At 42.8% G+C, this 22,269-nt stretch carries 19 protein-coding genes and 1 riboswitch; of the genes, 13 read left to right on the forward strand and 6 right to left on the reverse strand.

The genetic code is table 11. The features are described from left to right. Window positions 1-40 precede the first annotated feature (40 nt). From bioB to uvrB, 5 genes are all read left to right on the forward strand, one after another. Window positions 41-1,027, forward strand: a complete 987-nt coding sequence (gene bioB, locus PR795_RS13900; protein ID WP_048654629.1) for a biotin synthase BioB — start codon at window positions 41-43, stop codon at window positions 1,025-1,027. After that, window positions 1,027-2,184: an 8-amino-7-oxononanoate synthase gene (gene bioF / locus PR795_RS13905; protein ID WP_181480684.1), complete on the forward strand. Its 1,158-nt coding sequence runs from the start codon at window positions 1,027-1,029 to the stop codon at window positions 2,182-2,184. Before bioB ends, bioF begins: the two co-directional genes overlap by 1 nt. Continuing rightward, window positions 2,162-2,977: a malonyl-ACP O-methyltransferase BioC gene (gene bioC, locus PR795_RS13910; RefSeq protein WP_006660184.1), complete on the forward strand. Its 816-nt coding sequence runs from the start codon at window positions 2,162-2,164 to the stop codon at window positions 2,975-2,977. Before bioF ends, bioC begins: the two co-directional genes overlap by 23 nt. Next, window positions 2,970-3,644 carry a dethiobiotin synthase gene (gene bioD / locus PR795_RS13915; protein ID WP_006660183.1) on the forward strand — a complete coding sequence of 225 codons (675 nt, stop codon included), beginning with the start codon at window positions 2,970-2,972 and terminating at the stop codon, window positions 3,642-3,644. Before bioC ends, bioD begins: the two co-directional genes overlap by 8 nt. 613 nt (window positions 3,645-4,257) lie before the next feature. Continuing rightward, entirely contained in the window at window positions 4,258-6,276 is a 2,019-nt protein-coding gene (gene uvrB, locus PR795_RS13920; protein WP_006660182.1) for an excinuclease ABC subunit UvrB, read from the forward strand. Window positions 6,277-6,345: 69 nt separating this feature from the next. On the opposite strand, the gene pgtP is transcribed toward uvrB, so the two are convergent. After that, window positions 6,346-7,725: a phosphoglycerate transporter PgtP gene (gene pgtP, locus PR795_RS13925; RefSeq protein WP_006662289.1), complete on the reverse strand. Its 1,380-nt coding sequence runs from the start codon at window positions 7,723-7,725 to the stop codon at window positions 6,346-6,348. 435 nt (window positions 7,726-8,160) lie between these two features. Between pgtP and PR795_RS13930 the strand changes: the two genes are divergently transcribed. Genes PR795_RS13930 through pgtA form a run of 3 tightly spaced genes read left to right on the forward strand, consistent with a single transcriptional unit; the run spans window position 8,161 to window position 12,597 of the window. Then, entirely contained in the window at window positions 8,161-9,354 is a 1,194-nt protein-coding gene (locus PR795_RS13930; RefSeq protein ID WP_006662288.1) for an ABC transporter substrate-binding protein, read from the forward strand. Then, the gene (gene pgtB, locus PR795_RS13935; protein ID WP_006660179.1) at window positions 9,351-11,357 is read left to right on the forward strand and encodes a two-component system sensor histidine kinase PgtB; all 2,007 of its coding nucleotides are present in this window, start codon (window positions 9,351-9,353) and stop codon (window positions 11,355-11,357) included. Before PR795_RS13930 ends, pgtB begins: the two co-directional genes overlap by 4 nt. Next, window positions 11,350-12,597 (forward strand): two-component system response regulator PgtA, encoded by a 1,248-nt coding sequence (gene pgtA / locus PR795_RS13940; RefSeq protein WP_181480685.1) that lies wholly within the window; start codon window positions 11,350-11,352, stop codon window positions 12,595-12,597. The genes pgtB and pgtA overlap by 8 nt, the downstream gene beginning before the upstream one ends. Before the next feature lie 51 nt (window positions 12,598-12,648). Here pgtA and PR795_RS13945 read toward each other — a convergent pair whose 3' ends face one another. Next, window positions 12,649-13,557 carry a gluconeogenesis factor YvcK family protein gene (locus PR795_RS13945; RefSeq protein WP_006660177.1) on the reverse strand — a complete coding sequence of 303 codons (909 nt, stop codon included), beginning with the start codon at window positions 13,555-13,557 and terminating at the stop codon, window positions 12,649-12,651. Window positions 13,558-13,793: 236 nt separating this feature from the next. Continuing rightward, the gene (locus PR795_RS13950; RefSeq protein WP_272516873.1) at window positions 13,794-14,624 is read right to left on the reverse strand and encodes an ADP-ribosyltransferase domain-containing protein; all 831 of its coding nucleotides are present in this window, start codon (window positions 14,622-14,624) and stop codon (window positions 13,794-13,796) included. Between the two features lie 402 nt (window positions 14,625-15,026). After that, a riboswitch (molybdenum cofactor riboswitch) is annotated at window positions 15,027-15,163 on the forward strand. On the opposite strand from PR795_RS13950, the gene moaA reads away from it, so the two are divergent. The 5 genes from moaA (at window position 15,153) to PR795_RS13975 (ending at window position 18,197) form a co-directional block, all read left to right on the forward strand. Further along, window positions 15,153-16,133, forward strand: coding sequence for a GTP 3',8-cyclase MoaA (gene moaA / locus PR795_RS13955; protein WP_006660175.1), 981 nt, complete (start codon window positions 15,153-15,155; stop codon window positions 16,131-16,133). (Overlaps the previous riboswitch by 11 nt.) A gap of 26 nt (window positions 16,134-16,159) precedes the next feature. Continuing rightward, window positions 16,160-16,639: a cyclic pyranopterin monophosphate synthase MoaC gene (gene moaC, locus PR795_RS13960; protein ID WP_006660174.1), complete on the forward strand. Its 480-nt coding sequence runs from the start codon at window positions 16,160-16,162 to the stop codon at window positions 16,637-16,639. Continuing rightward, window positions 16,636-16,881, forward strand: coding sequence for a molybdopterin synthase sulfur carrier subunit (moaD, locus tag PR795_RS13965; RefSeq protein ID WP_006660173.1), 246 nt, complete (start codon window positions 16,636-16,638; stop codon window positions 16,879-16,881). The genes moaC and moaD overlap by 4 nt, the downstream gene beginning before the upstream one ends. A gap of 2 nt (window positions 16,882-16,883) precedes the next feature. Further along, entirely contained in the window at window positions 16,884-17,336 is a 453-nt protein-coding gene (moaE, locus tag PR795_RS13970) for a molybdopterin synthase catalytic subunit MoaE (protein WP_006662286.1), read from the forward strand. A 153-nt stretch (window positions 17,337-17,489) separates the two neighbouring features. Next, entirely contained in the window at window positions 17,490-18,197 is a 708-nt protein-coding gene (locus tag PR795_RS13975) for a Bax inhibitor-1/YccA family protein (protein WP_006660171.1), read from the forward strand. An 80-nt stretch (window positions 18,198-18,277) separates the two neighbouring features. Here the strand turns inward: PR795_RS13975 and PR795_RS13980 are convergent, their stop codons facing one another. Genes PR795_RS13980 through PR795_RS13990 form a run of 3 tightly spaced genes read right to left on the reverse strand, consistent with a single transcriptional unit; the run spans window position 18,278 to window position 22,267 of the window. Further along, window positions 18,278-19,384, reverse strand: a complete 1,107-nt coding sequence (locus tag PR795_RS13980) for an ABC transporter permease (protein WP_036961967.1) — start codon at window positions 19,382-19,384, stop codon at window positions 18,278-18,280. 7 nt (window positions 19,385-19,391) lie between these two features. Next, the gene (locus PR795_RS13985) at window positions 19,392-20,531 is read right to left on the reverse strand and encodes an ABC transporter permease (RefSeq protein WP_006662284.1); all 1,140 of its coding nucleotides are present in this window, start codon (window positions 20,529-20,531) and stop codon (window positions 19,392-19,394) included. Continuing rightward, window positions 20,528-22,267, reverse strand: a complete 1,740-nt coding sequence (locus tag PR795_RS13990; RefSeq protein WP_181480688.1) for an ATP-binding cassette domain-containing protein — start codon at window positions 22,265-22,267, stop codon at window positions 20,528-20,530. The genes PR795_RS13985 and PR795_RS13990 overlap by 4 nt, the downstream gene beginning before the upstream one ends. Window positions 22,268-22,269 lie beyond the last annotated feature (2 nt).

Below are 22,269 nucleotides of genomic sequence, written 5' to 3' on the forward strand. Positions count from 1 at the left end.
AAAAAACTGGACAATAAAACAAGCTAATGAACTGTTTTCAATGCCATTTTTTGAATTGTTATTTCAAGCACAGCAAGTACATCGCCAACATTTTGACCCGCAACAAGTGCAAGTGAGTACATTGTTGTCAATCAAAACAGGGGCTTGCCCTGAAGATTGTAAGTATTGCGCTCAGAGTGCGCGATATAAAACAGGTTTAGAAACTGAGCGTTTGATGGAAGTTCAGCAGGTCGTTGAATCGGCAAAAAAAGCCAAAAATGCAGGTTCAACGCGTTTTTGTATGGGCGCTGCATGGCGTAATCCAAAAGAACGCGATATGCCGTATTTGGAGATGATGGTCAAAGAAGTTAAAGCGCTTGGAATGGAAACTTGTATGACTCTCGGCATGATTGATGATTCACAAGCCGGTCGTTTAGCGGATGCAGGGCTGGATTACTATAACCATAACCTAGATACCTCGCCGGAATATTATGGCAACATCATTACCACACGGACTTATCAAGACCGTTTAGATACGTTAGATAACGTGCGTAATGCCGGAATTAAGGTTTGCTCAGGCGGTATCTTAGGTTTAGGTGAAAAAGTCAGTGATCGCGCTGCATTGTTAGTGCAATTGGCAAATCTTCCAAAACCACCGGAAAGTGTGCCAATCAATATGCTGATGAAAGTAGAAGGCACGCCAATGGCGGATAATGAGGATGTAGACCCATTTGATTTTATCCGTACGATTGCGGTAGCACGGATCATGATGCCAAGTTCTTATGTACGTCTATCCGCTGGGCGCGAGCATATGAATGAACAGACTCAGGCTCTGTGTTTTATGGCGGGTGCAAACTCTGTTTTCTACGGTTGCAAACTGTTAACGACGCCAAACCCCGATGAAAATAAAGATATCGCACTGTTTAAAAAACTGAATATTAATCCTGAGCGTATTGAAACCCATGAGGGTGATAATGTGCAGGCGGTTAAACTGGCTGAAACCTTGTTAACCGCGGATAACAATCAGTTCTATAATGCGGCAGTCTAATGAGCTGGCAATCGTTTATTGGCGATCAATTGCAGAAGCGTAAAGACGCTTCTGCATGGCGCGAACGCCGCTGTATTGAAAAAAGTTCTGGTAGGACAGTAGATTATCAAGGGAAAAATTACCTTAATTTTTCTTCAAATGACTATCTAGGATTGAGTCAACACCCTGAGATTATTCGTGCATGGCAGCAAGGTGCACAGATCTACGGTGTGGGCAGTGGCGGCTCAGGGCATATCACGGGCTTCACTCAAGCGCACCAAGATGCAGAGCAAAAATTAGCTGACTGGTTGGGGTATCCTCGCGCGATTCTGTTTATTTCAGGCTTTGCGGCGAATCATGCACTTATTACTGCCTTAATGACGGCGGAAGATCGTATTTTAGCCGATAGGCTCAGCCATGCTTCTCTCCTTGAAGGCGCGATTCACTCCCAAGCACAGTTGCGGCGTTTTAGTCACAATAGTGTTGATTCCCTAGAAAAATTAATTAGCAAACCCCATTCATCGAAAACTTTAGTGGTCACTGAAGGGGTCTTTAGTATGGATGGGGACTGCGCACCACTGGATAAATTACAAACGGTAGCACATTCCCATAATGCATGGTTGATGGTGGATGATGCCCATGGACTCGGTATCTGTGGTGCTCAAGGCCGCGGCAGCTGTGATGACTATGGTATTAAGCCTGATATTTTGGTTGCAACGTTTGGCAAAGCAGTTGGTGTGAGTGGCGCGGCAGTCCTGTGCGATGAGCAGACCGCCGATTTTCTTATTCAAGCAGCTCGTCATCTTATTTACAGCACGTCAATGCCACCCGCGCAAGCTGTGGCTATCTCAGCAGCGGTGGAACAAATCCAGCAAGCGGATGCTCAACGGTGTCAGTTGCAGAACAACATTCGCTATTTTAGACGTCAACTCAATTTACCGGATATGCAGCTGGTGGACTCTAATACGGCAATTCAGCCACTCATCGTGGGTGATAACCAAAAAAGCCTGCAATTGTCACAATTTTTACGTGAAAAAGGGATTTGGGTTCAGGCGATTAGACCACCAACCGTTCCTCCAGGCAGTGCCAGGTTGCGAATCACATTAAGTGCTGCTCATCAGCAAAGGGATATCGACAAATTATTGGAGGCGCTCAATGAGTTTGTCTTTGTGTCATGACGAGAATAAAGCGTCACAAAATCTTCGAGAAAAAACCAAAATTGCCACCGCATTTGGACGAGCTGCACCACGCTACGATGCATTAGCCAATTACCAACAAAATAGTGGTAAACAGTTATTGGGTTTCATTGAGGATCACGCTTTAGCAGAAATACCCTTAGAACCTCTTCAGGTACTAGATGCTGGATGCGGTACGGGATTTTTTAGCCAAATACTCCAAGCGCGTGGTGCTTATGTGACTGCGCTTGATCTCTCTGTCGGTATGCTGGAGGTGGCAAAAAATAAACAAGCCGCACATCGATACGTCTGTGGGGATATGGATGCGCTTCCTTTTGCGGATGCCTCGTTTGATTGGGTATTTTCAAATTTGGCTATCCAATGGTGCCAGAATTTACCTCATGCACTCAGCGAGTTGTATCGTGTAACAAAGCCGGGTGGCGTAGTGGGATTTACCACATTAGCGGAGCACTCTTTAGGGGAGCTAGCCCAAGCTTGGCAAACCCTTGATGATGACCCCCATGTTAACCGTTTTCTCGCCTATTCACAGATTGTTGAAGACTGCCAATCATGGCGTTGCCAGCTTTATCAACAAGCAGACACGCTCTATTTTTCTAATCTCATTGAATTACTCAATTCAGTGAAAGGTATTGGTGCAACTCATTTAACCGCAGGACGCCAAGCAGGGCTGATGACGCGCCAGCGTTTGCAGCGATTAAGCGCGGTGTACCCAATGGCGGATAAAGGATTGCCATTAACCTATCAAACTGTATTTGGAATTATGTATCGTGACTAAAACGTATTTTGTAACCGGAACGGATACCGAAATCGGTAAGACGATGTCGAGTTGTGCATTATTACAAGCTGCAAATCTTCAAGGATTGAAGACGGTGGGGTATAAGCCTGTTGCTTCAGGAAGCGAAATGACGCTAGACGGTTTGCGTAATAGTGATGCATTACAGCTTCAGGCAAATAGCAGCGTCAAAGTACCCTATGAGCAAATCAATCCCATCATTTTTGAAGCACCAACTTCACCCCATATTGTGAGTGAAAAAACAGGTACCCCGATTGAATTTTCAGTAATGACTCGCGGGTTAAAGCAGCTACAAGAATATGCTGAGTGGGTATTAGTCGAAGGTGCAGGAGGATGGTATACACCGCTTTCGACTGAGAAAACTTACGCAGATTGGGTAGTAGAGCAGCAATTACCAGTGATCCTCGTGGTAGGAGTGAAATTAGGATGCATCAATCATGCCGTACTCACTGCACAAGCGATACAAGCCGCAGGGTTATCTTTAGTGGGATGGATTGCCAATGAAGTCCAGCCTGCGGGCACTTATCAACACGAATATCTCGCTGCACTTAAACGTATGATCGAAGCGCCCTGCTTGGGGATCATTCCTTATATTGAAGACCAATCAACGGCGTCTTTAGGTCAATATTTAGATCTTTATGGACTTTAATTTCCGCGAAAACCCTCTAGGCAGTTTGTTCTAGGGGGAGGACTCTTTTTTTGTATTTTTAACGATCTTTTTTAACGTTAATGATCCTTTTTTTGTCAAGTTTTATAGGGAAAATACTAAGTAGTTTTCGTAAAAAAACAGAAAATATTTCTTTTGTCACGAATAGAGAGCAAAAATACTTTCATCATTTCGCCATATTTCTGTCATTTCATGGGCAAATGGCAAAATGAGCACGTTACGGGAATGCATGAGGGGGAAGGGCTCCCAGAGTTATCCACTATTTCTGTGGATAACCTTGTGAATTAACATTCAAAAACCATTGTGATGCTAGGTGACAAGCGGCTTTGCCTTTATTTGATGTGATTCTGGGCTTTTATGAAATTTCTTTTAAATACAAATAATTAAGTAAAATCAAGCGTTCTGTTTAGATTTGCGTTAAAGCTAAAAAACCCAAAAGCATAAAATATCTGGTTTTAAAAAGGTCAAGTTTTATTTTGGGGATAACATTTTCGTAAATAGATTTCAACCTCATAAAAAGGAAATTTATCTTCAGCACTTGAAGCTGGTTTTTTATCCAGTATCATAGGCAAGAGATTATTAAAGAGGCATAACTATGAGCAAGGATTTTAAACTGTATTCTGATTTCCAGCCTGCGGGTGATCAGCCCGAGGCGATTCGTAAATTAAGAGAAGGGTTAGAAGATGGACTTGCTCATCAAACCTTACTAGGGGTTACGGGGTCAGGTAAAACGTTTACGATTGCTAATGTTATCGCTCAAGAAAATCGCCCAACCATGTTGATGGCGCATAATAAAACATTGGCAGCGCAGCTATATAGCGAAATGAAAGCCTTCTTCCCTGAAAATGCAGTGGAATATTTCGTTTCTTATTACGATTATTATCAACCAGAAGCCTATGTCCCCAGCTCAGATACCTTTATTGAAAAAGATGCTTCAGTAAACGAACATATTGAACAAATGCGTTTGTCTGCAACAAAAGCCTTGCTTGAACGTCGTGATGTCATTGTTGTGGCATCGGTGTCGGCAATTTATGGATTGGGTGACCCCGATAGCTACTTGAAAATGATGCTGCATCTGACTGATGGCATGATTATCGACCAACGTTCTATTTTGCGCCGCCTTGCTGACCTGCAATATACCCGCAATGACCAAGCGTTTACGCGAGGAACATTCCGAGTTCGCGGTGAAGTGATTGATATTTTCCCTGCTGAATCCGATGAATATGCACTGCGAGTTGAGCTCTTTGATGAAGAAGTCGAGCGTTTATCGCTATTTGACCCATTAACAGGGGCGATTCAACATCGTGTTCCTCGTTTTACCGTATACCCTAAAACGCACTATGTAACGCCAAGAGAGCGTATTCTGGAAGCGATGGAGAATATCAAGGTTGAGCTAGCGGACAGGCGCAGAGTGCTGTTAGAAAATAATAAATTATTAGAAGAACAGCGAATTACTCAGCGAACTCAGTTTGATTTAGAAATGATGAGTGAGCTGGGGTATTGCTCGGGAATTGAAAACTACTCACGTTATTTATCGGGTCGAGCACCAGGTGAACCACCTCCGACATTATTTGACTATTTACCCGCGGATGGTTTATTGGTGGTGGATGAGTCCCATGTGACTATTCCGCAAATAGGCGCTATGTACAAAGGGGATCGGTCGCGTAAAGAAACATTAGTAGAATACGGTTTCCGACTTCCCTCCGCGTTAGATAACCGTCCTATGCGCTTTGAAGAGTTTGAAGCTTTGGCGCCGCAAACTATCTATGTCTCTGCAACGCCTGGTAACTATGAGTTGGATAAATCAGGGCAGGAAGTCATTGAGCAGGTAGTGAGACCAACAGGACTCCTTGACCCTCTTATTGAAGTGCGCCCAGTAGCGACTCAAGTGGATGATTTACTCTCTGAAATTCGTATTCGTGTCCAAAAACAGGAACGCGTATTGGTGACCACATTAACCAAACGAATGGCGGAAGATCTTACTGAATATTTAGAAGAGCATGGGGAGCGTGTACGTTACTTGCACTCGGATATTGATACCGTCGAGCGTGTCGAAATTATTCGTGATTTGCGTCTTGGCGAATTTGATGTGCTAGTGGGAATCAACTTACTGCGAGAAGGTTTGGATATGCCTGAAGTTTCGCTGGTTGCGATTCTTGATGCAGACAAAGAAGGCTTCTTACGTTCAGAGCGTTCATTGATTCAAACCATTGGTCGTGCGGCACGTAACTTGAATGGTAAAGCGATTCTGTATGGAGACAGAATCACTAACTCGATGGGGAAAGCCATTGCCGAAACTGAACGACGTCGCGCGAAACAGATGGCGTTTAACGAAGCTCACGGCATTATTCCTCAAGGCTTAAATAAGAAAGTAGGGGATATCCTACAAATTGGTCATAAAGTGGGTGGTAAAGGCAAGGGACGCAGTAAAGAAAGTATTAAAGATGAATCTGCACTGAATGTGCAATCCATGTCAACCAAAGAGTTGGAACAGCGTATTTCTCAATTAGAATCGCAAATGTATAAGCATGCGCAAGATTTGGAATTCGAGGCAGCTGCACGGGTGCGTGATGAATTACAAATTCTACGTAACCAATTTATCGCCAATTCGTAATTAACAATAAATTGTAAAGGCAGCGCTCAGTATTTTGCTGAGGGCTGCCTTATTCATTACTGACTGGGATTACGCGTTAGCTAATTGACCATTGGTTAACACTTCTTGGCGATTACGCTCAAGTTCAAGCGCGCCCAAGTGTGACAATACACAGAAAATAATGCAGCAGACGATTCCACCTAGCAGTAAATAGAAGCCTGCATGCCAACCCATACGGTCAACTACGAAACCAAACAGGCTTGTTCCCAATGTTGCGCCAAGAATATAGCTCATGAAGCCACGTAACCCTACCGCTGAACCGACAGCAAAGCTTGGGACAATTTCCATGGTTTGAACCGATGCGAGAAATTGAGGTACATAGATTAAGCAACCAACAACAGCCGCAAAAAATGTCACGACAGCTAATGATTGGCTCTGCCAGTAACCAATAAGGCAGAAGAAAATCAGCGTCATACAAACGATAGCTAATGGCATTCTACGGCCTTTGAATAGCTTGTCTGTTAACCAACCCGCTAATAAAGTGGATGGAATAGCTGCCCATTCGAAGAATAAAAACGCCACACTCATTTGATCTTTGGAGAAGTTCTTCTCTGTCAGTAAATAGATAGGTAACCAGCTGATCACACCGAAACGTACCATATACACAAATACGTCAACAAAGGAGATATACCAAGCATTCTTGTTTTTCAGTACGTAAGTGCAGAAGATTTGGAATGCACTCATGTTCTCTGGTGATTTCTCTTTCTGGGCAGAGGTCAGAATGACTTTTTCTTCTGGCATCATTTGGTCAAGTGCGGGTAAACCCTCTTGTTTTGGTGAGCCTTTACCTAATACTAATACGACAGCAGCAAACAGAATAGCAATGCATGCAGGTACCATGTAGCTGGCGCTTTGCCAGTGCTCTGTTCCTAATACCGCAAATGCGGCACCGACGATTGGGGCAACAATACCGCCACCGACGTTATGAGAAATATTCCAAAATGCGCCAATACGTCCACGCTCACGACGAGGGAACCAGTTAGCGATGGTGATAAATGAAGGTCCAACCCCCATACCTTGGAACATCCCATTGAGGACAACAAACCCAGCAAATAACCAAAAGGCATTACTGAATCCCATTCCGAAGTTGACGATAGCGCATAAGATCAAACCGAAAGCCATGAACGCTTTTGGGCTCGCTTTGTCTGCAAGGCTACTCATCACCCCTTTACTGATCCCATAAGCAATCAGCATACAGCTGGTTAATAGACCAATTTGTGTCGTACTTAAATCTAAGTTTTCTTTTAAATAAGGGGTAGAGAGCGTGAAGTTATTACGAACAATGTAATAAGCTAAATAACCTAAGAAAACGCTGAGCAGAGCTTGTACCCGATAACGTTTATAGGTAGTAGGAACTTTTTCTGGTGCAATTTGTTTTTTTGCCGTGGCTGGCTTTAAAAATGACAGCATAGGTTCACCTGTGAAATAAAGTAAAAAGAAATTCCCTGATGTTTTTGTCGTTTTATTTCTGACAGGGTCATCATGTTCTTGTTGAAAAAATATCGCAATATGAAGGATTTGGGTCAAAATTGACCCAATTTTGCATAGTCATGCGTCAATTTGACTCATTCGAAAATTAACGAGAATGCATTTCAAAAAATGAACAACTAAAGGTTGATTTAATCGCCTAACAATGAGAATAAAGCGGGTATGTGTTGCGATGAGCCTATAAATCCGAAAAGGGTAAAATTTGTCTCAAATGCGATTTTTGGCAAACTCGAACTATTGTTACTTTCTTTGATATGAATCACATCTACCCAGGGGATGACTACTCTAATGAGATCAATAATACAAATTCGTCCACTGATAACTTCGCTGTGTTTGTTCATCGTGATACTCAATGGCATGGGAAATAGTTATGCGAAAAGTGATGAGTTAGTGATAGCAACGACATTTTCACCTGAAGCGACACAGGCTATTGTCACAAATTGGAATGCGCGAGCAGATGCAATACCCATTCGCACCATTAACCGTACAAGTGCCTCATTAGAGCGTTTACTGGACACGGAAGCGTTGGAGAATGTCGACTTAATACTGACGTCATCACCGATGCTAATGCATCATTTACAGCAGCATAATCGATTGAGTGCACTACCTGAGATCCCCGAATACTCACAGCGTTTAATTCCATCATCATTAAGAGGCTCGGTTGCTGCGGTTGCATTCTCCGGATATGGCATTTTGACTAACCGTAAATGGATGGAGCAAAATCAGTTACCTATTCCAAAGACATGGGATGACCTTACCAATAGTCAGTATCAAGGTTCATTGTTGATCAGTAGCCCATCTCGTTCGGATACTTACCACTTAATGATTGAATCGCTATTACAGCAGCGAGGATGGGAAGATGGATGGCACATTTTGCTTGGCATGTCGGGAAACTTAGCTACCGTATCCTCCCGCAGTTTTGGTGTTGCCGATAAAATAAAAGTTGGGCTTGGTGGTGCGGCCCCGATTATTGATAATTACGCGAATGTGTTGCTGTCCGATCCTGAACTTGAATTTCATTATCTTCCTGATTCTGCAACATCCCCGACATTTATTGCGATCACTCGCCATAGTTTGACGCCTGAAAAGTCACGTCAACTGATTGATTTTTTACTCAGTGAACAAGGGCAAAAAATTTTTGCAGACAGCAGCACAGGAAAATATCCAGTCACACCGCTTGAGAATAATAACCCTCGGAAAGTACAACAGAGCAAGTTGTTAGATTCTCCTAAACCATTAGATGTCCATTTAGTGTTGCAGCGTCAACGGTTAGTTCAGCAATTATTTGATGCAGCGATTACATTCCGTTTAACGGAATCCAAAGATGCATGGCGTGCGGTGTATATGGCGGAAGCTAAATTAAAGCGTCCGTTACCCGACGTGCGGGCTTTACTGACTGCAATGCCTGTCAGTGCTAAGGAGAGTGAAGATCCGGCTTATTACTCGCGTTTTGAAGATAGCCGTAAAGCGGAAGAAGAGTATATGCGCTGGCAGCGCTTTTTTCAGGAACAGCAGCGCCAAGCAATTAGCGAGTTGGAAGCTATCAAATGAAAATATCGATAAGTAGTTTGATGGGACGCTTTAGTATCACTGCCATTTTACGCGGGGCATTTATCACTGGCGCATTAATGACGGTGATTGTGAGCTGCGTCAGCCTGTATGCATGGCAAGAGCAAAATAAACAGATTCGTTATGCGCTTGGGGATTATTTTCCCAAAATGCAGGCTTCATTTTTGATTGAAGGGCAGCTGAATACATTAGTGAATGAGTTAAATGAATTTTTAAAAGCGCCGAATACCGCCACGCGATTACAACTACGCAATCAAATTACCGCCCATCTATCGCAAATTGAAGCGTTTAATCAACAGTTAAATGGGCAAGACCAGCAGCAGATAGCCATGATTTTGTCGCAAAGTCAGGATCTATTACAGCGGCTGGATAAAGCGCTTTATACCCTGTTTTTAGCACGAGAAAAGACCAACACACTCTCTGCTCGGATCAACTGGCTACATGATGATTTTAATACCGAATTAAACTCGTTATCCCAAGATATCAGCCTACAGCAAGGTTCTTTGTTGGATAAAATTGAGCAAGACCCTCGCCAAGCGAAGGGATTACAAAGTCGATTACGTAATGTTCAAGGTGAACTGCAATTAATTTATACGCTGGCGCGTTTAGAAGAGCAGATCACGAATATTTTGACTGGGCGCTTAAAAGATATTCAAGGCGATAGTTCCCTTGATGACCCTGTTGATGTTGGTGGATACGCACGTTATTTAGGCTATTTAAAAACCAACTTATCGGCAAATGAAGAAGCGTTGAGTTTATACCCAAGTTCAGTCACGCTACGCCAAACGATTGATGAGTTATTGGATATCGGACTTTCTGACAATCAAATGTTGGAGGTGCTGCAAAACTACCAGACGGCGAAGATAGCGCTCAGTGAAGTGACGAAGGAGAAAGAGCGTATCTTGGCGAGTTTTCGCAACCAACTTGATGTACAGCTAGGCAGTAGCCACTTCCAGTTGCAGACATTAAACCAGCGTTTAGCGAATATTATGTCGTGGAGTGGCACGATTATCATTATCACCGCAGGGTTAGCCTTACTCTTAGTGTTGTTGTTCAATATGTTGTTTATTCGCCCTCGATTAGTTAAACGTTTTACGGCATTAAACCAAGCGGTAGCTCGGATCAGTATCGGGGATCTTACGACCACGATCCCTGTAGAAGGACGTGACGAATTAGGGCGGATAGGCACATTATTACAGCGCAGTATTGCGCAAATAAATCAACAAAAAAATCAATTAGAGCAAGAGATTGCAGAGCGTAAGGCAATTGAGAAAAACTTACGGACAACACAAAATGAATTGATTCAAACGGCAAAACTCGCCGTTGTCGGGCAGACAATGACCACATTAGCCCATGAAATTAACCAACCTTTGAATGCACTCTCTATGCATTTATTTATGGCGAAGAAAGGGTTACCAGAACAAGAGTGTGAAGCCACATTAATGGCGCTAAATAAATCGGAGCAGCTGGTTGCGCGCATGGATGGCATCGTGCGTTCTCTTCGTCAATTTGCCCGTAAACGTGATGATAACGAACAGCTACAACCTATTAGCTTACGCCAATCTATTCAAAGTGCTTGGGATGTCCTGCGTTTACAACATAAAACGCGTAAGGTTATGCTGAGTTACCCTGATGTTTTACCTCAAGTCTTAGGAGATGAGATCGGTATTCAGCAAGTGCTGGTGAATTTGTTATCGAACGCCCTTGATGCGAGTCCGCAGAACGCAGAAATCACCATTGATTACAGTGAAGCTGCCGACAAACTGACGCTGACGTTATGTGATAACGGGGGCGGGTGGCCATTACATTTAGCTGATACGTTAATGAAGCCGTTTACCACAAGTAAGGAAATCGGTCTTGGGGTGGGGCTATCTATCAGCCAATCGATTATGCAACAAATTGGTGGTGAGCTGCGTATCGCTTCAACATTGCGCGGAAATGGATGTGTAATTTTAGAATTTAAGAAGGTGCTTGAAGATGCTTGATGATAACCATGACATATTGCTGATTGATGATGATAAGGATGTATTGGAAGCGTACTGTCTATTACTCGCTCAAGCTGGGTATCGAGTTTATGCTTGCGATAATCCATTAACGGCAAAAGAGTTAGTTCACCGAGACTGGTGCGGTATTGTGCTCAGTGATGTGTGTATGCCCGAATGTTCGGGGATCGAGCTCATGTCGTTGTTTTTGTCAAAAGATAAACATCTTCCCATGGTGTTGATTACGGGTCATGGGGATGTCCCGATGGCGGTTGAAGCCGTCAAAATGGGAGCATGGGATTTTTTACAAAAGCCGGTTAATCCAGAGTATCTGTTAGAGCAAGTTTCAAAAGCATTGGCGGCGCGTAAGCAGCGGGTACTGCAACGTCGCTGGGGAAAAAATCAATGGCAGCTTAACTTTGTGGGAATTAGTGAGTGGTCACAGCAGATTCGTGGGCAGCTTCAAGGATTATCTGAAACACTTGCCGCCGTTTTTTTGCAAGGGGAATTGGGCAGTGGTCGCACTTATTTGGCGCGTTACTTGCATCAAATCAGTACGCATCAACAAGCGCCTTTAGTCATCAAAACACTTCTTAGCGACCAAGACGCTCCAGTAGAAATGTGGGTGAAAGAGGCTCAATCAGGCACCTTGGTGATTAAAAATATTGAGTTACTTCCGGTTAATCAGCAACGTTATCTTGTTCAACATTTGCAGCAAGACCCGCGGGGATTTCGTTTAATTGGTATTTCTGAGCAGCCATTGCTTATTTTAGCTAAGCAGCAGCAAATTATTGCTGAGCTCTACTATTATTTTTCGTTAACTCAAGTGAATTGCTTACCGTTATCTCAGCGTAAAGCGGATATTCCCGTTTTGTTCCAGCATTATTTAGAGCTTGCCTGCATACGATTGAATCAAGATTTGCCTGAATTAGATGAATCCTTTATGAAAAAACTCAGTCGTCGTCATTGGCCTGGAAATGTCACTGAATTAGCGAATGCCGCAGAGTTGTACGCGGTAGGTATTATGCCTATGGGGGAAACGGCAAACCCATTATTAACATCGGTAGCACCGACAGCATTAGATCAGCAAATTGAAAACTATGAGCGCCAAATTATTACGGAAGCACTAAATATTCATCAAGGGCGAATTAATGATGTTTCGGAATATTTGCAAATGCCGCGTAAAAAATTGTATTTACGGATGAAAAAGTATGGATTGGATAAGCATCATTACCGAACGTAAGATGAGCTAATGAAGCTACAGGTATTAACCTGTAACTTCATATTCAATGTATTACAAAAGAGGAATGGTTTCTTCAATCGCCTTTAATAGCAGATTTCGGTCATGGCGATAAGGAATATCGTCTGCTTCTAAAACACGTTGAGTGACCTTGCGTTCTTGGATGATTGTACTCACATCAGTACGGGGTCCAACAATGACCGCATCGATTTTTTTGCGCCCAATATACTGTTCCATCATCACGAGTTTTTCGGGAAGTGTGAGGCTAGCTGCTGACGTACTGATTTCCTTCCCTAAATTCCCGATGTACACCATAGGTGCTTGGCTTTCTTTCAGTGCACAAGCAATATCATCGAGTAACAAAAGAGGCATTAGGCTGGTAAAAAAACTGCCCGGACCAATGAAAATCAAATCTGCTTGATGGATAGCATCAAGGGCTTCGGAAGTGGCTTTTACAGGCGGATACAGGCGTAATTCTTTCGGTAACTCGGCGAGAGCATCAACGTTAACTTCACCGTAGACTTCATTACCCATATCATCAATTGCCATCAGGTCGACGGGAGATTCAGACATCGGGATTAACTGCGCATCCACCTTTAACATATTACGAATTAGATTGATGGCTTCGAGTGGACGAACACTTAAATGATCCAGTGATTTTAACATCAGGTTGCCAAGATTATGCCCTGATAATTCTCCTGTTCCTGCAAATCGATATTCAAACATCTTGGATGCAATAGAGGGTTCGGTAATCAGCTGGTTCAAGCAGTTACGCATATCGCCCCAAGCGATTCCACCCTCTGAACGGCGAATACGACCAGTAGAACCACCATTATCGGTAGTGGTGACGATGCCAGTCAAACGAGAGCCTAAAGATGAAAGAGAAGACATCACTCGACCAAGTCCATGTCCACCCCCGAGAGCGACGACGTGATTAAGATTTGTCAAACTACGGTTTGGCATAGTGTTCCTATTTAAACTATCAATCTATGTTTCTAGAATCAGCGCTAAAACAAAATTGGCGCTAATTTATCATAAAACATCATCTGAAGTTTACTTACCGTGATAAAAAACAATAAAAGAGAATATTCTCGATCGGTATCACAAATTTATTGTGTAAAGAGCTAAGTGAAATGGACGAATAAGGCGTGGAAACAGAATCATACAAGAGAAATTGAGATGCCTTCTAATTAAGATAATTAAGAAAAAATAATCTGATGAATTTTTTCGGTAAGCGCATATTCAGTGGTTGGGACAGTTTCTAATCGTACATTGAAAATGTTATTTTTCTCATCACGGTAGGTATCGATAACGTTAAATTCAGTTTGTGGTAAAAATAAAAACTCATTTTCACTATCGTGCAGAATTTGACTAATACTGGCGCCTGAATAAGGGCTATTATTCTCAATAACGTAGAAAATATTAAATTCATCATTTGTTAAACTATTCGCATCATCACAAAAACTATTGGCGGTCTCTTTATTTTTTGATGTACTCCAAAATGCATGAGATTTTATTACATCGCCTTTATTGAGCCTATGAGTGAAGTTAATATCACGAACTTCTCCTCGGTAGAGGATTTCTTCATGTTTAAGTGGAATAGATTGCAATAATATTTGATGCATTAAGGTTAAATAAAGCTGTTTTATTTCTGCTGGATAGTGAGTGGCGTTGTGTGGATTATCCCGCAATGTTTGATTAATTTTGACATACCCGGCATGTTTATAGTCCTGTAGAGCAAACCAATCTACAAAATGCATATTGTTAAAGGAATGCGTATTATTAAATAGTCGAATTTGGTCATGAATATCAAGTGCTGTTTCATTCTCTAAATATTCCTTAGTGTAATGTTGGCTTAATTGATTAAGCCCATCAGTATAATAAGGAATATGAGATGAAATATTTTCATTGGTCATCATTTTATCAAGATAATTGAGATGTTGTTTTTCATAAATAGAAATTAGCTGGGTATTATTTGTTGTAAAATAATATGGATTATTATTTTTTGAATTCGCTGAATTTAAATACATGTTTTATCCTCTAGCATGTCATTTAAAATTATTCTTTATATTACCAGATGGAAATGCCGTGATGTAATAACTCGCAGCATCATATTTCTGGGTTCTTGGTTTTATCTATCAAAAAGCGCGGTATAAAACTGATCTACAACAAACAATGTGCATAGAATTAACCTCATTTTGACGAAGATTTGACAGATGAATTTAGGTTTTAGCATAGGAAGAAGAGAAAATTATCTATAATAATAAGGACTTCTGAAATTAGTTACTGCTTCCATAAGTCGTTGTATATTAAGTTATATATCGTATTTTGGTTAGCTTTTTGGTTTGCAATGGGCTAAAATTCTTACAGAAAATAAGTGAACCAAGTGACGATAATCGTCTTAACGATTTGGACTTTATCTACAGACTGGGTTCCCGATAAAACTCCTAGCCTTTGCGTCTAAGTTCCTGATGAATATGATGTTCTGGCCGTGGCCTTGAGTCACCAGGGTGCGAGATAGAAATGTCTGCATCTCCCGTATTTGGAAAGGTGTGAATATGCAGCAACTTGTCGATCAATTTGACCGAAAATTTTACTATCTTCGTTTATCTATAACCGATGTTTGCAACTTCCGTTGCACATATTGCCTGCCTGATGGTTACAAACCAAGTGGTCGCCACGAATTCTTAACACTGGATGAAATTCGTCGAGTGAGCCGCGCTTTTGCCGAACTTGGCACAGAAAAAGTGCGTATTACTGGTGGCGAGCCCACAATGCGTAAAGATTTCACTGACATTATTGCGGCGATTAAAGAAAATGATTCGATCAAAAAAATCGCGGTAACAACCAATGGCTATCGCATGGCGAGAGATGTGCAAGCATGGCGTGATGCGGGTTTAAATGCGGTGAATGTGAGTGTTGATAGCCTTGATCCTCGCCAATTTGCAGCGATCACTGGACAAGACAAATTCTTCCAAGTGATGAAAGGTATCGATGCTGCATTTGATGCCGGTTTTGACAAAGTCAAAGTCAACGCGGTCTTGATGAAAAATGTCAATGATATCGCCCTCAAGTCATTCTTAAATTGGATCAAACATCGTCCAATTCAATTACGTTTTATTGAACTCATGGAGACCGGGGAAGGGAGCAGTCTATTCCAACGTTACCATGTGTCTGGTGAAACCGTTCGTGATCGTCTTATTGCAGAAGGTTGGTATATGCAGCCTCGTTCTCGTAGTGATGGTCCTGCCCAAGTCTTTAGCCACCCTGACTATCAAGGGGAAATCGGGCTGATCATGCCGTATGAGAAGGATTTCTGCCAAAGTTGTAACCGTTTAAGAGTTTCTTCTTTGGGCAATCTGCATCTGTGCTTATTTGGTGAAAATGGGATTCCATTGCGTGATTTACTGGGTGATGAAAACCAGAATGAAGCCCTGAAAGCGCGCATCCAAAGTGGTTTAATGTCTAAGCGCGAAACCCATTTTCTTCACCAAGGCGACAGCGGGATCACCCCAAATCTTTCCGTTATTGGCGGTTAATAATTTTTTGATTTTCAGGAGTAATTATGTCCCAACTGACCCACCTTAATGCGTCGGGCGAGGCGCATATGGTTGATGTATCAGCAAAAGCTGAAACTGTCCGAGAAGCGCGCGCAGAAGCGTTTGTGACCATGAACCCAGAAACATTAGCGATGATTGTGGAGGGTAGTCACCATAAAGGTGATGTGTTCGCAACCGCACGTATTGCAGGGATCCAAGCAGCAAAAAACACATGGCAGTTAATCCCACTGTGTCACCCTTTGTTACTGACAAAAGTTGAAGTCACTCTTGAAGCGGAACCAGAGCATAATCGTGTACGCATCGAAACCTGTTGTCGTCTAACAGGGAAAACAGGGGTAGAAATGGAGGCTTTGACGGCGGCATCAGTTGCTGCGTTAACCATCTATGACATGTGCAAAGCGGTGCAAAAAGATATGGTGATTGGTCCGGTACGTTTATTAGAAAAAACCGGTGGAAAATCAGGTCATTTTAAGGTGGAAGTATGATTACTGTCCTCTTTTTTGCTCAAGTTCGCGAGTTAGTTGGTACTGACCGTTTAGTGTTATCCGCAGATTACCCAACCGTTGAAGCACTACGCCAAGCATTATCACAAAAGGGCGAACGTTGGGCTCTGGCACTGGAAGATGGCAAATTGTTAGCCGCTGTTAATCAATCGTTTGTTTCAGCTGACCACCCGCTCACGGCTGGTGATGAAGTCGCCTTTTTCCCGCCTGTCACTGGAGGCTAAGCATGAATAACACCCATATTGCAGTACAAACCGAAAATTTCAGTGTGGGCGAGCAATATTCATGGCTAGCTCAATGTGATAGTGATGGTGCGGTTGTCACGTTTACCGGAAAAGTACGTAATCATAATTTAGGGGATAGCGTTGCCGCTCTTACGCTTGAGCACTACCCCGGTATGACAGAAAAAGCATTATCAGACATAGTGATGCAATCTAGAGAGCGTTGGCCATTACAGCGAGTCAGTGTTATTCATCGTATCGGCACTTTACAACCGGGCGAAGAAATCGTGTTTGTCGGGGTGACAAGTGCACACCGTAATGCCGCATTCCAAGCGGCTGAATTCATCATGGACTACCTAAAAACGAAAGCACCATTTTGGAAGAAAGAGTCTCTTCCCGATAACGAGCGTTGGGTTGAAGCTAAAGAGAGTGATGAAGCATCAGCAAACCGCTGGTAATCCAAAATAGTTATGCGGAAAATGCGAATAAGCCGAATGGTAATGTCAAAATATTGTGATAAACTTTGGAACAAATTTGTCCGACCACAGTAAGGATTACTCTGTTGGTGGTTTTGCTGGGTCGATTTTACTTAAAATGGAAGGGTAACCATCATGGGTCAATTTGATCAACGTAATGATTCTCTTGTCCAGAATGCCAGCACTGGCGTTCAGGCATTTATGTCCCAAGTCTACGGTTGGATGACAGTTGGATTATTGCTCACAGCTTTTGTTGCTTGGTATTCCTTAAGCAGCGGCCTGTTTTTTACTATCGCTACAAATAAAGTGCTATTTTTCGGCATGATCATCGCTGAACTTGGTTTAGTGATGGGGTTGTCTTTTTTACTGCCTAAAATGAGCGGTGCGATTGCGACAGGTATGTTTATGCTGTACGCATTGCTAACGGGTCTCACTATCTCTGTGATTTTAGCGGTTTATACTGGTGAATCTGTTGTAGGTACCTTTATCATTACCGCCGTTATGTTTGGTGCACTGAGCTTCTTTGGTTACACCACGAAGCGTAGCTTAACAGGAATGGGTAACTTCCTGTTTATGGCACTGATTGGTTTAGTTGTAGCTTCACTGGTTAACATCTGGCTGCAAAGCTCAATGATGTACTGGGTCATCACTTACGGTGGGGTGTTACTGTTTGCTGCATTAACAGCATATGACACTCAAAAACTGAAAGAAATGGGTGAGCAGATCAACCAAGATGACAGAGAAAATATGCGTAAATACTCAATTATGGGTGCGTTATCTCTGTACTTAGACTTCATCAACCTGTTCTTAATGTTACTGCGTATTTTTGGTGATCGCCGTTAATCGTTAGTTGAACAGATTGAAACACGAAACCCCGCAATAACTCAGTTGTTGCGGGGTTTTTTATGGCTTCTATCTGGTTATTACGCGATTTTTTTGCGAAATAGATAATAGGCTAGGGTACTGGTGACTAGGAAAATAATCAGAAGTGGCCATAGGCTATGAAATATCACCGAGAAGTCGGCATCTTTGAGGTAGATCTGCTTGGTAATATCCGTGAAATGGCGAATCGGGTTAATCCATGTAATGTCTTGCAGCCAAACAGGCATATTCTCGACAGGTGAGATATAACCAGATAGCAACACTGCTGGCATCATAAACACAAATACCCCGATGAACGCTTGCTGCTGTGTCGAACATAATGCAGAGATCAACAAACCAAACCCCACCAGCGATAAGCCATAAAAGATCATCGTACCGTAGAATAGTAATAGTGAACCAGCAAACGGGATTTTATAGCAAAAGATCCCAATCACTAACACTAAGGTAGCTTGTGCGGTGGCAACGACTAAAGCCGGAATTGCCTTACCAATAAAGATTTGCCATGTCGTGAGAGGGGAAACCAATAATTGATCTAGAGTACCTTGTTCACGCTCTCTCGCAATTGACAGCGAGGTTACGATAAGAACCCCAATCGTCGTAATCAGCGCGACCAACGATGGCACGATAAACCATTTATAATCTAGATTTGGGTTATACCAATTGCGGACTATCAGCTCACTATTATTGGGCTTCAGCTGTGTTTGCGTGAGCTCCTGCTGGTATTGCGTGACGATTTGCTCAATATAGTTCGCGGCAATTTGCGCGCTATTTGAGTTTCGACCATCGAGTAGTAGCATCATATTGGCGGTGTGATGACTGGCAATATCTGCACTGAAATTTTGATTAAAACGGACGACCAATAGGGCTTTACGGTTATTGATCGTTTCGCGGATCTCCGCTTCATTTTTTAGCAAAAGAACATGAGAAAATGCACTCGCTTTGGCTAGCCGTTGGGTGAGTTCAATAGAGTGCTCACCGCTATCTTGGTCAAAAATGGCAATGGTGGTATTCGTGACTTCTAAGGTTGCTGCCAGCGGAAAGAGAATCATCTGGAAAATGACTGGCATGATCAAAATAATACGAGTCTGTTTTTCCTGTAATAACGATTGCAACTCTTTCATAATTAAGGTGTAAAGGCGATAAAACATAGGAACCTCAATCCAAACGACGGCGCGTTTTCAACGCCGTTAAGCCGATGAATAATATGGCTGAGGCAATCAGCAGTAAGAAATCAGTCAATAATACCAAGTAGATATCCCCCGCTAAAAACAAGGTTTGAAGGCTACTCACAAAGTAGCGAGCCGGAATGAAATAGGTCACGACTTGAATAAATACCGGCATACTATCGATTTCGAAAATAAATCCAGAAAGCATAATCGCAGGTAAGAACGCGGCATTTAGTGCCACCATTGCCGCATTAAATTGATTGCGAGTAATAGTAGAAATGAGTAATCCCATGCCTAACGCGGTTGCTAAATATAAGCTGGTGATCACAAATAAAATTAATAAAGAGCCACGATACGGAATATCCAATATCAAGGTTGTCACCAGCATACACAGCACCATGACAAAGGAGCCGAGAAGCTGGTAAGGCAATAATTTAGAAAGTAGTAACTCAGTGCGGGTAATTTGGGTGGAAAGCAGCGCTTCCATCGTACCGCGCTCCCATTCTCGAGCAATAACCAATGACGTTAATATCGCACCGACAACAGTCATGATAATACTAATTGCGCCTGGAATAATAAAATGCTGGCTTAATGCCGCTTCATTAAACCAATAGCGCATATTAAGTTCGATCAGTGGGTCAGTTGGGTATCCTTGATTTTCACCTTGTTGGATAAGCCATGTATGCCATACCCCTTTGGTATAGGCTTGAACAAAATTGGCAGTATTGGGTTCGCTCCCATCGGTAATCACTTGAATTGCCGCATGTCCATCGGGACGCAAAAGTTGCTCTGCAAAATTAACGGGGATCACCACGATGCCGCGAATTTCTCCGGCCTGCATTTTATTAATCAATAAGTTGCGGTTATCACTGATAGTGGCATCAATAAAAGGCGACCCTGTAAAGGTATCCACTAATTCACGAGCGGGTTGGCTTTGTTGATCCATCAAGATACCAACGCGTAATTTACTGGAGTCGAGATTAATTCCATAACCAAAAATAAACAGCAGCATCAGCGGGATAACAATGGCTATCAATGCGCTGCTGGGATCACGAACAATCTGTTTGCTCTCTTTCCAGCAGAGTGCTTTTAGCCGACGCCATGAAAAACCTGAAGCGGTAGTACTCATTGCGCCTCCTGCTGTTTATCGTAGTTAAAAATCAATTCAATAAAAGCATCTTCCATGGAAGGATTGGGGTTTTTAGTGCTAGCAACTTGCTGCTTCAATTCATCGGGTGTGCCCGCTGCAATGATTTTACCATGATAAACGAGTCCTATACGGTCACAGTATTCCGCCTCATCCATAAAGTGGGTTGTGACCATCACGGTCACACCTTTATCCACCATCCCATTGATATGTAACCAAAATTCTCGGCGAGTTAGCGGGTCCACACCAGACGTGGGTTCATCTAAAAAGAGAATATCTGGCTCATGCATCAAGGAGCAGGCGAGGGCGAGTCGCTGTTTATAACCGAGAGGTAAGGAGTCGGTAATTTGGCTAATAATTGGCGTAAAATTAAAGGCGTTGATCATTTCCTGCATTTTGGTGGTTTGCTGTTTATGATGTAGACCGTATACACCGGAGAAGAATTTTAAGTTTTGCCCGACCTTGAGGTTGCCATAGAGGGAAAATTTTTGCGCCATATACCCGAGATGTTGGCGAGCTTTATTTGAGCTGGTTTTTAAATCCATCCCAAGCACTAATGCTTGCCCATCGGTGGGTTTCATGAGCCCACACATCATTTTAAACGTAGTAGATTTACCTGCACCATTCGGTCCCAATAGCCCAAAAATCTCTCCCCGTTTGACTTGGAAATTGACAGTATCAGTGGCTGCGAAATCCCCAAATTTTTTGGTCAGATTGCGAGCTTCTATCACCGTTTCATTAGGTGCTGGCGGAATTTGTGGCACGATAGCCGCGAGTTCGGAACGATGGGATGGACCGCCCCCTAAGAGATCAATAAAGGCATCTTCAAAGCGAGGCTCGGCTTCAATAAGCGTTTGATGATCCATTTTCAACGCTTGAAGTAAGCTCTGTTGAGAGGCTTGGGGTTTTAAAATTAATCGAATATAACGCCCTTGAATTACGCCATCTGTGGTTTCTGGCAAGACTAATGCATTTTGTAGCATAGTACGTTTTTGGGTGGCGGGCACTTCGAGTAAAAATGAACGACCCACCATCTTCTGCGTCAGCTGCTCCGGTTTTCCGCTATAGAGTAGCTTGCCTTCGTTGAGCAGAAGGACTTCTTTGCATTGCTCTGCTTCGTCCAGATACGAGGTACTCCAAAGGATCAACATACCTTCATCTGCTAAGGTGTGCACCATTTGCCAAAGTTCTCGTCTGGCAATAGGGTCAACACCAACGCCGGGTTCATCCAAAAGTAACACTTTGGGTTTACCTAATAGAGTACAGGCAAGCCCCAATTTTTGTTTCATTCCCCCTGACAGCTTACCAGCAAGACGCTGAGTAAAAGGTTCGAGGCTAGTGAATGTCAGTAATTGTTGATAGGTTTGTTGGCGCTCTTCACCAACGACACCTCGAAGATCTGCATATAAATCAAGGTTCTCTTGAACAGTTAAATCTTCATATAACCCAAATTTTTGCGGCATGTAGCCGAGGTTAGCTCGTACCTCAATGCTATCTCGGATAGGATCTAACCCCATTAAACTAATTTGCCCTGAATCTGGCTTAAGTAACCCAGCAAGCATACGCATCAGTGTGGTTTTGCCTGCGCCATCAGGCCCGACTAATCCGGTGACTGAACCACCATGAATTTCAGTCGTTAAGCTTTCAACGGCAGGGGTACCCAGTCCGGCAAAATGTTTCTCAACACAATTTAACGAAATGATATGTTGCTGAGCCATAA

It is taken from the genome of Providencia sp. PROV209 (assembly GCF_028479485.1).
In the GTDB taxonomy this organism is placed as follows: domain Bacteria; phylum Pseudomonadota; class Gammaproteobacteria; order Enterobacterales; family Enterobacteriaceae; genus Providencia; species Providencia alcalifaciens.

What these genes read in the sequence shown, in the direction of transcription:
- pgtB (WP_006660179.1), top strand. Translation starts at nt 9,351, where the DNA reads ATGAAAATATCGATAAGTAGTTTGATGGGACGCTTTAGTATCACTGCC.
- uvrB (WP_006660182.1), top strand. Translation starts at nt 4,258, where the DNA reads ATGAGCAAGGATTTTAAACTGTATTCTGATTTCCAGCCTGCGGGTGAT.
- moaD (WP_006660173.1), top strand. Translation starts at nt 16,636, where the DNA reads ATGATTACTGTCCTCTTTTTTGCTCAAGTTCGCGAGTTAGTTGGTACT.
- moaC (WP_006660174.1), top strand. Translation starts at nt 16,160, where the DNA reads ATGTCCCAACTGACCCACCTTAATGCGTCGGGCGAGGCGCATATGGTT.
- PR795_RS13950 (WP_272516873.1), bottom strand. Translation starts at nt 14,624, where the DNA reads ATGTATTTAAATTCAGCGAATTCAAAAAATAATAATCCATATTATTTT.
- PR795_RS13945 (WP_006660177.1), bottom strand. Translation starts at nt 13,557, where the DNA reads ATGCCAAACCGTAGTTTGACAAATCTTAATCACGTCGTCGCTCTCGGG.
- PR795_RS13980 (WP_036961967.1), bottom strand. Translation starts at nt 19,384, where the DNA reads ATGTTTTATCGCCTTTACACCTTAATTATGAAAGAGTTGCAATCGTTA.
- pgtP (WP_006662289.1), bottom strand. Translation starts at nt 7,725, where the DNA reads ATGCTGTCATTTTTAAAGCCAGCCACGGCAAAAAAACAAATTGCACCA.
- PR795_RS13985 (WP_006662284.1), bottom strand. Translation starts at nt 20,531, where the DNA reads ATGAGTACTACCGCTTCAGGTTTTTCATGGCGTCGGCTAAAAGCACTC.
- bioF (WP_181480684.1), top strand. Translation starts at nt 1,027, where the DNA reads ATGAGCTGGCAATCGTTTATTGGCGATCAATTGCAGAAGCGTAAAGAC.
- pgtA (WP_181480685.1), top strand. Translation starts at nt 11,350, where the DNA reads ATGCTTGATGATAACCATGACATATTGCTGATTGATGATGATAAGGAT.
- PR795_RS13930 (WP_006662288.1), top strand. Translation starts at nt 8,161, where the DNA reads ATGGGAAATAGTTATGCGAAAAGTGATGAGTTAGTGATAGCAACGACA.
- PR795_RS13990 (WP_181480688.1), bottom strand. Translation starts at nt 22,267, where the DNA reads ATGGCTCAGCAACATATCATTTCGTTAAATTGTGTTGAGAAACATTTT.
- bioC (WP_006660184.1), top strand. Translation starts at nt 2,162, where the DNA reads ATGAGTTTGTCTTTGTGTCATGACGAGAATAAAGCGTCACAAAATCTT.
- moaA (WP_006660175.1), top strand. Translation starts at nt 15,153, where the DNA reads ATGCAGCAACTTGTCGATCAATTTGACCGAAAATTTTACTATCTTCGT.
- moaE (WP_006662286.1), top strand. Translation starts at nt 16,884, where the DNA reads ATGAATAACACCCATATTGCAGTACAAACCGAAAATTTCAGTGTGGGC.
- bioB (WP_048654629.1), top strand. Translation starts at nt 41, where the DNA reads ATGCCATTTTTTGAATTGTTATTTCAAGCACAGCAAGTACATCGCCAA.
- PR795_RS13975 (WP_006660171.1), top strand. Translation starts at nt 17,490, where the DNA reads ATGGGTCAATTTGATCAACGTAATGATTCTCTTGTCCAGAATGCCAGC.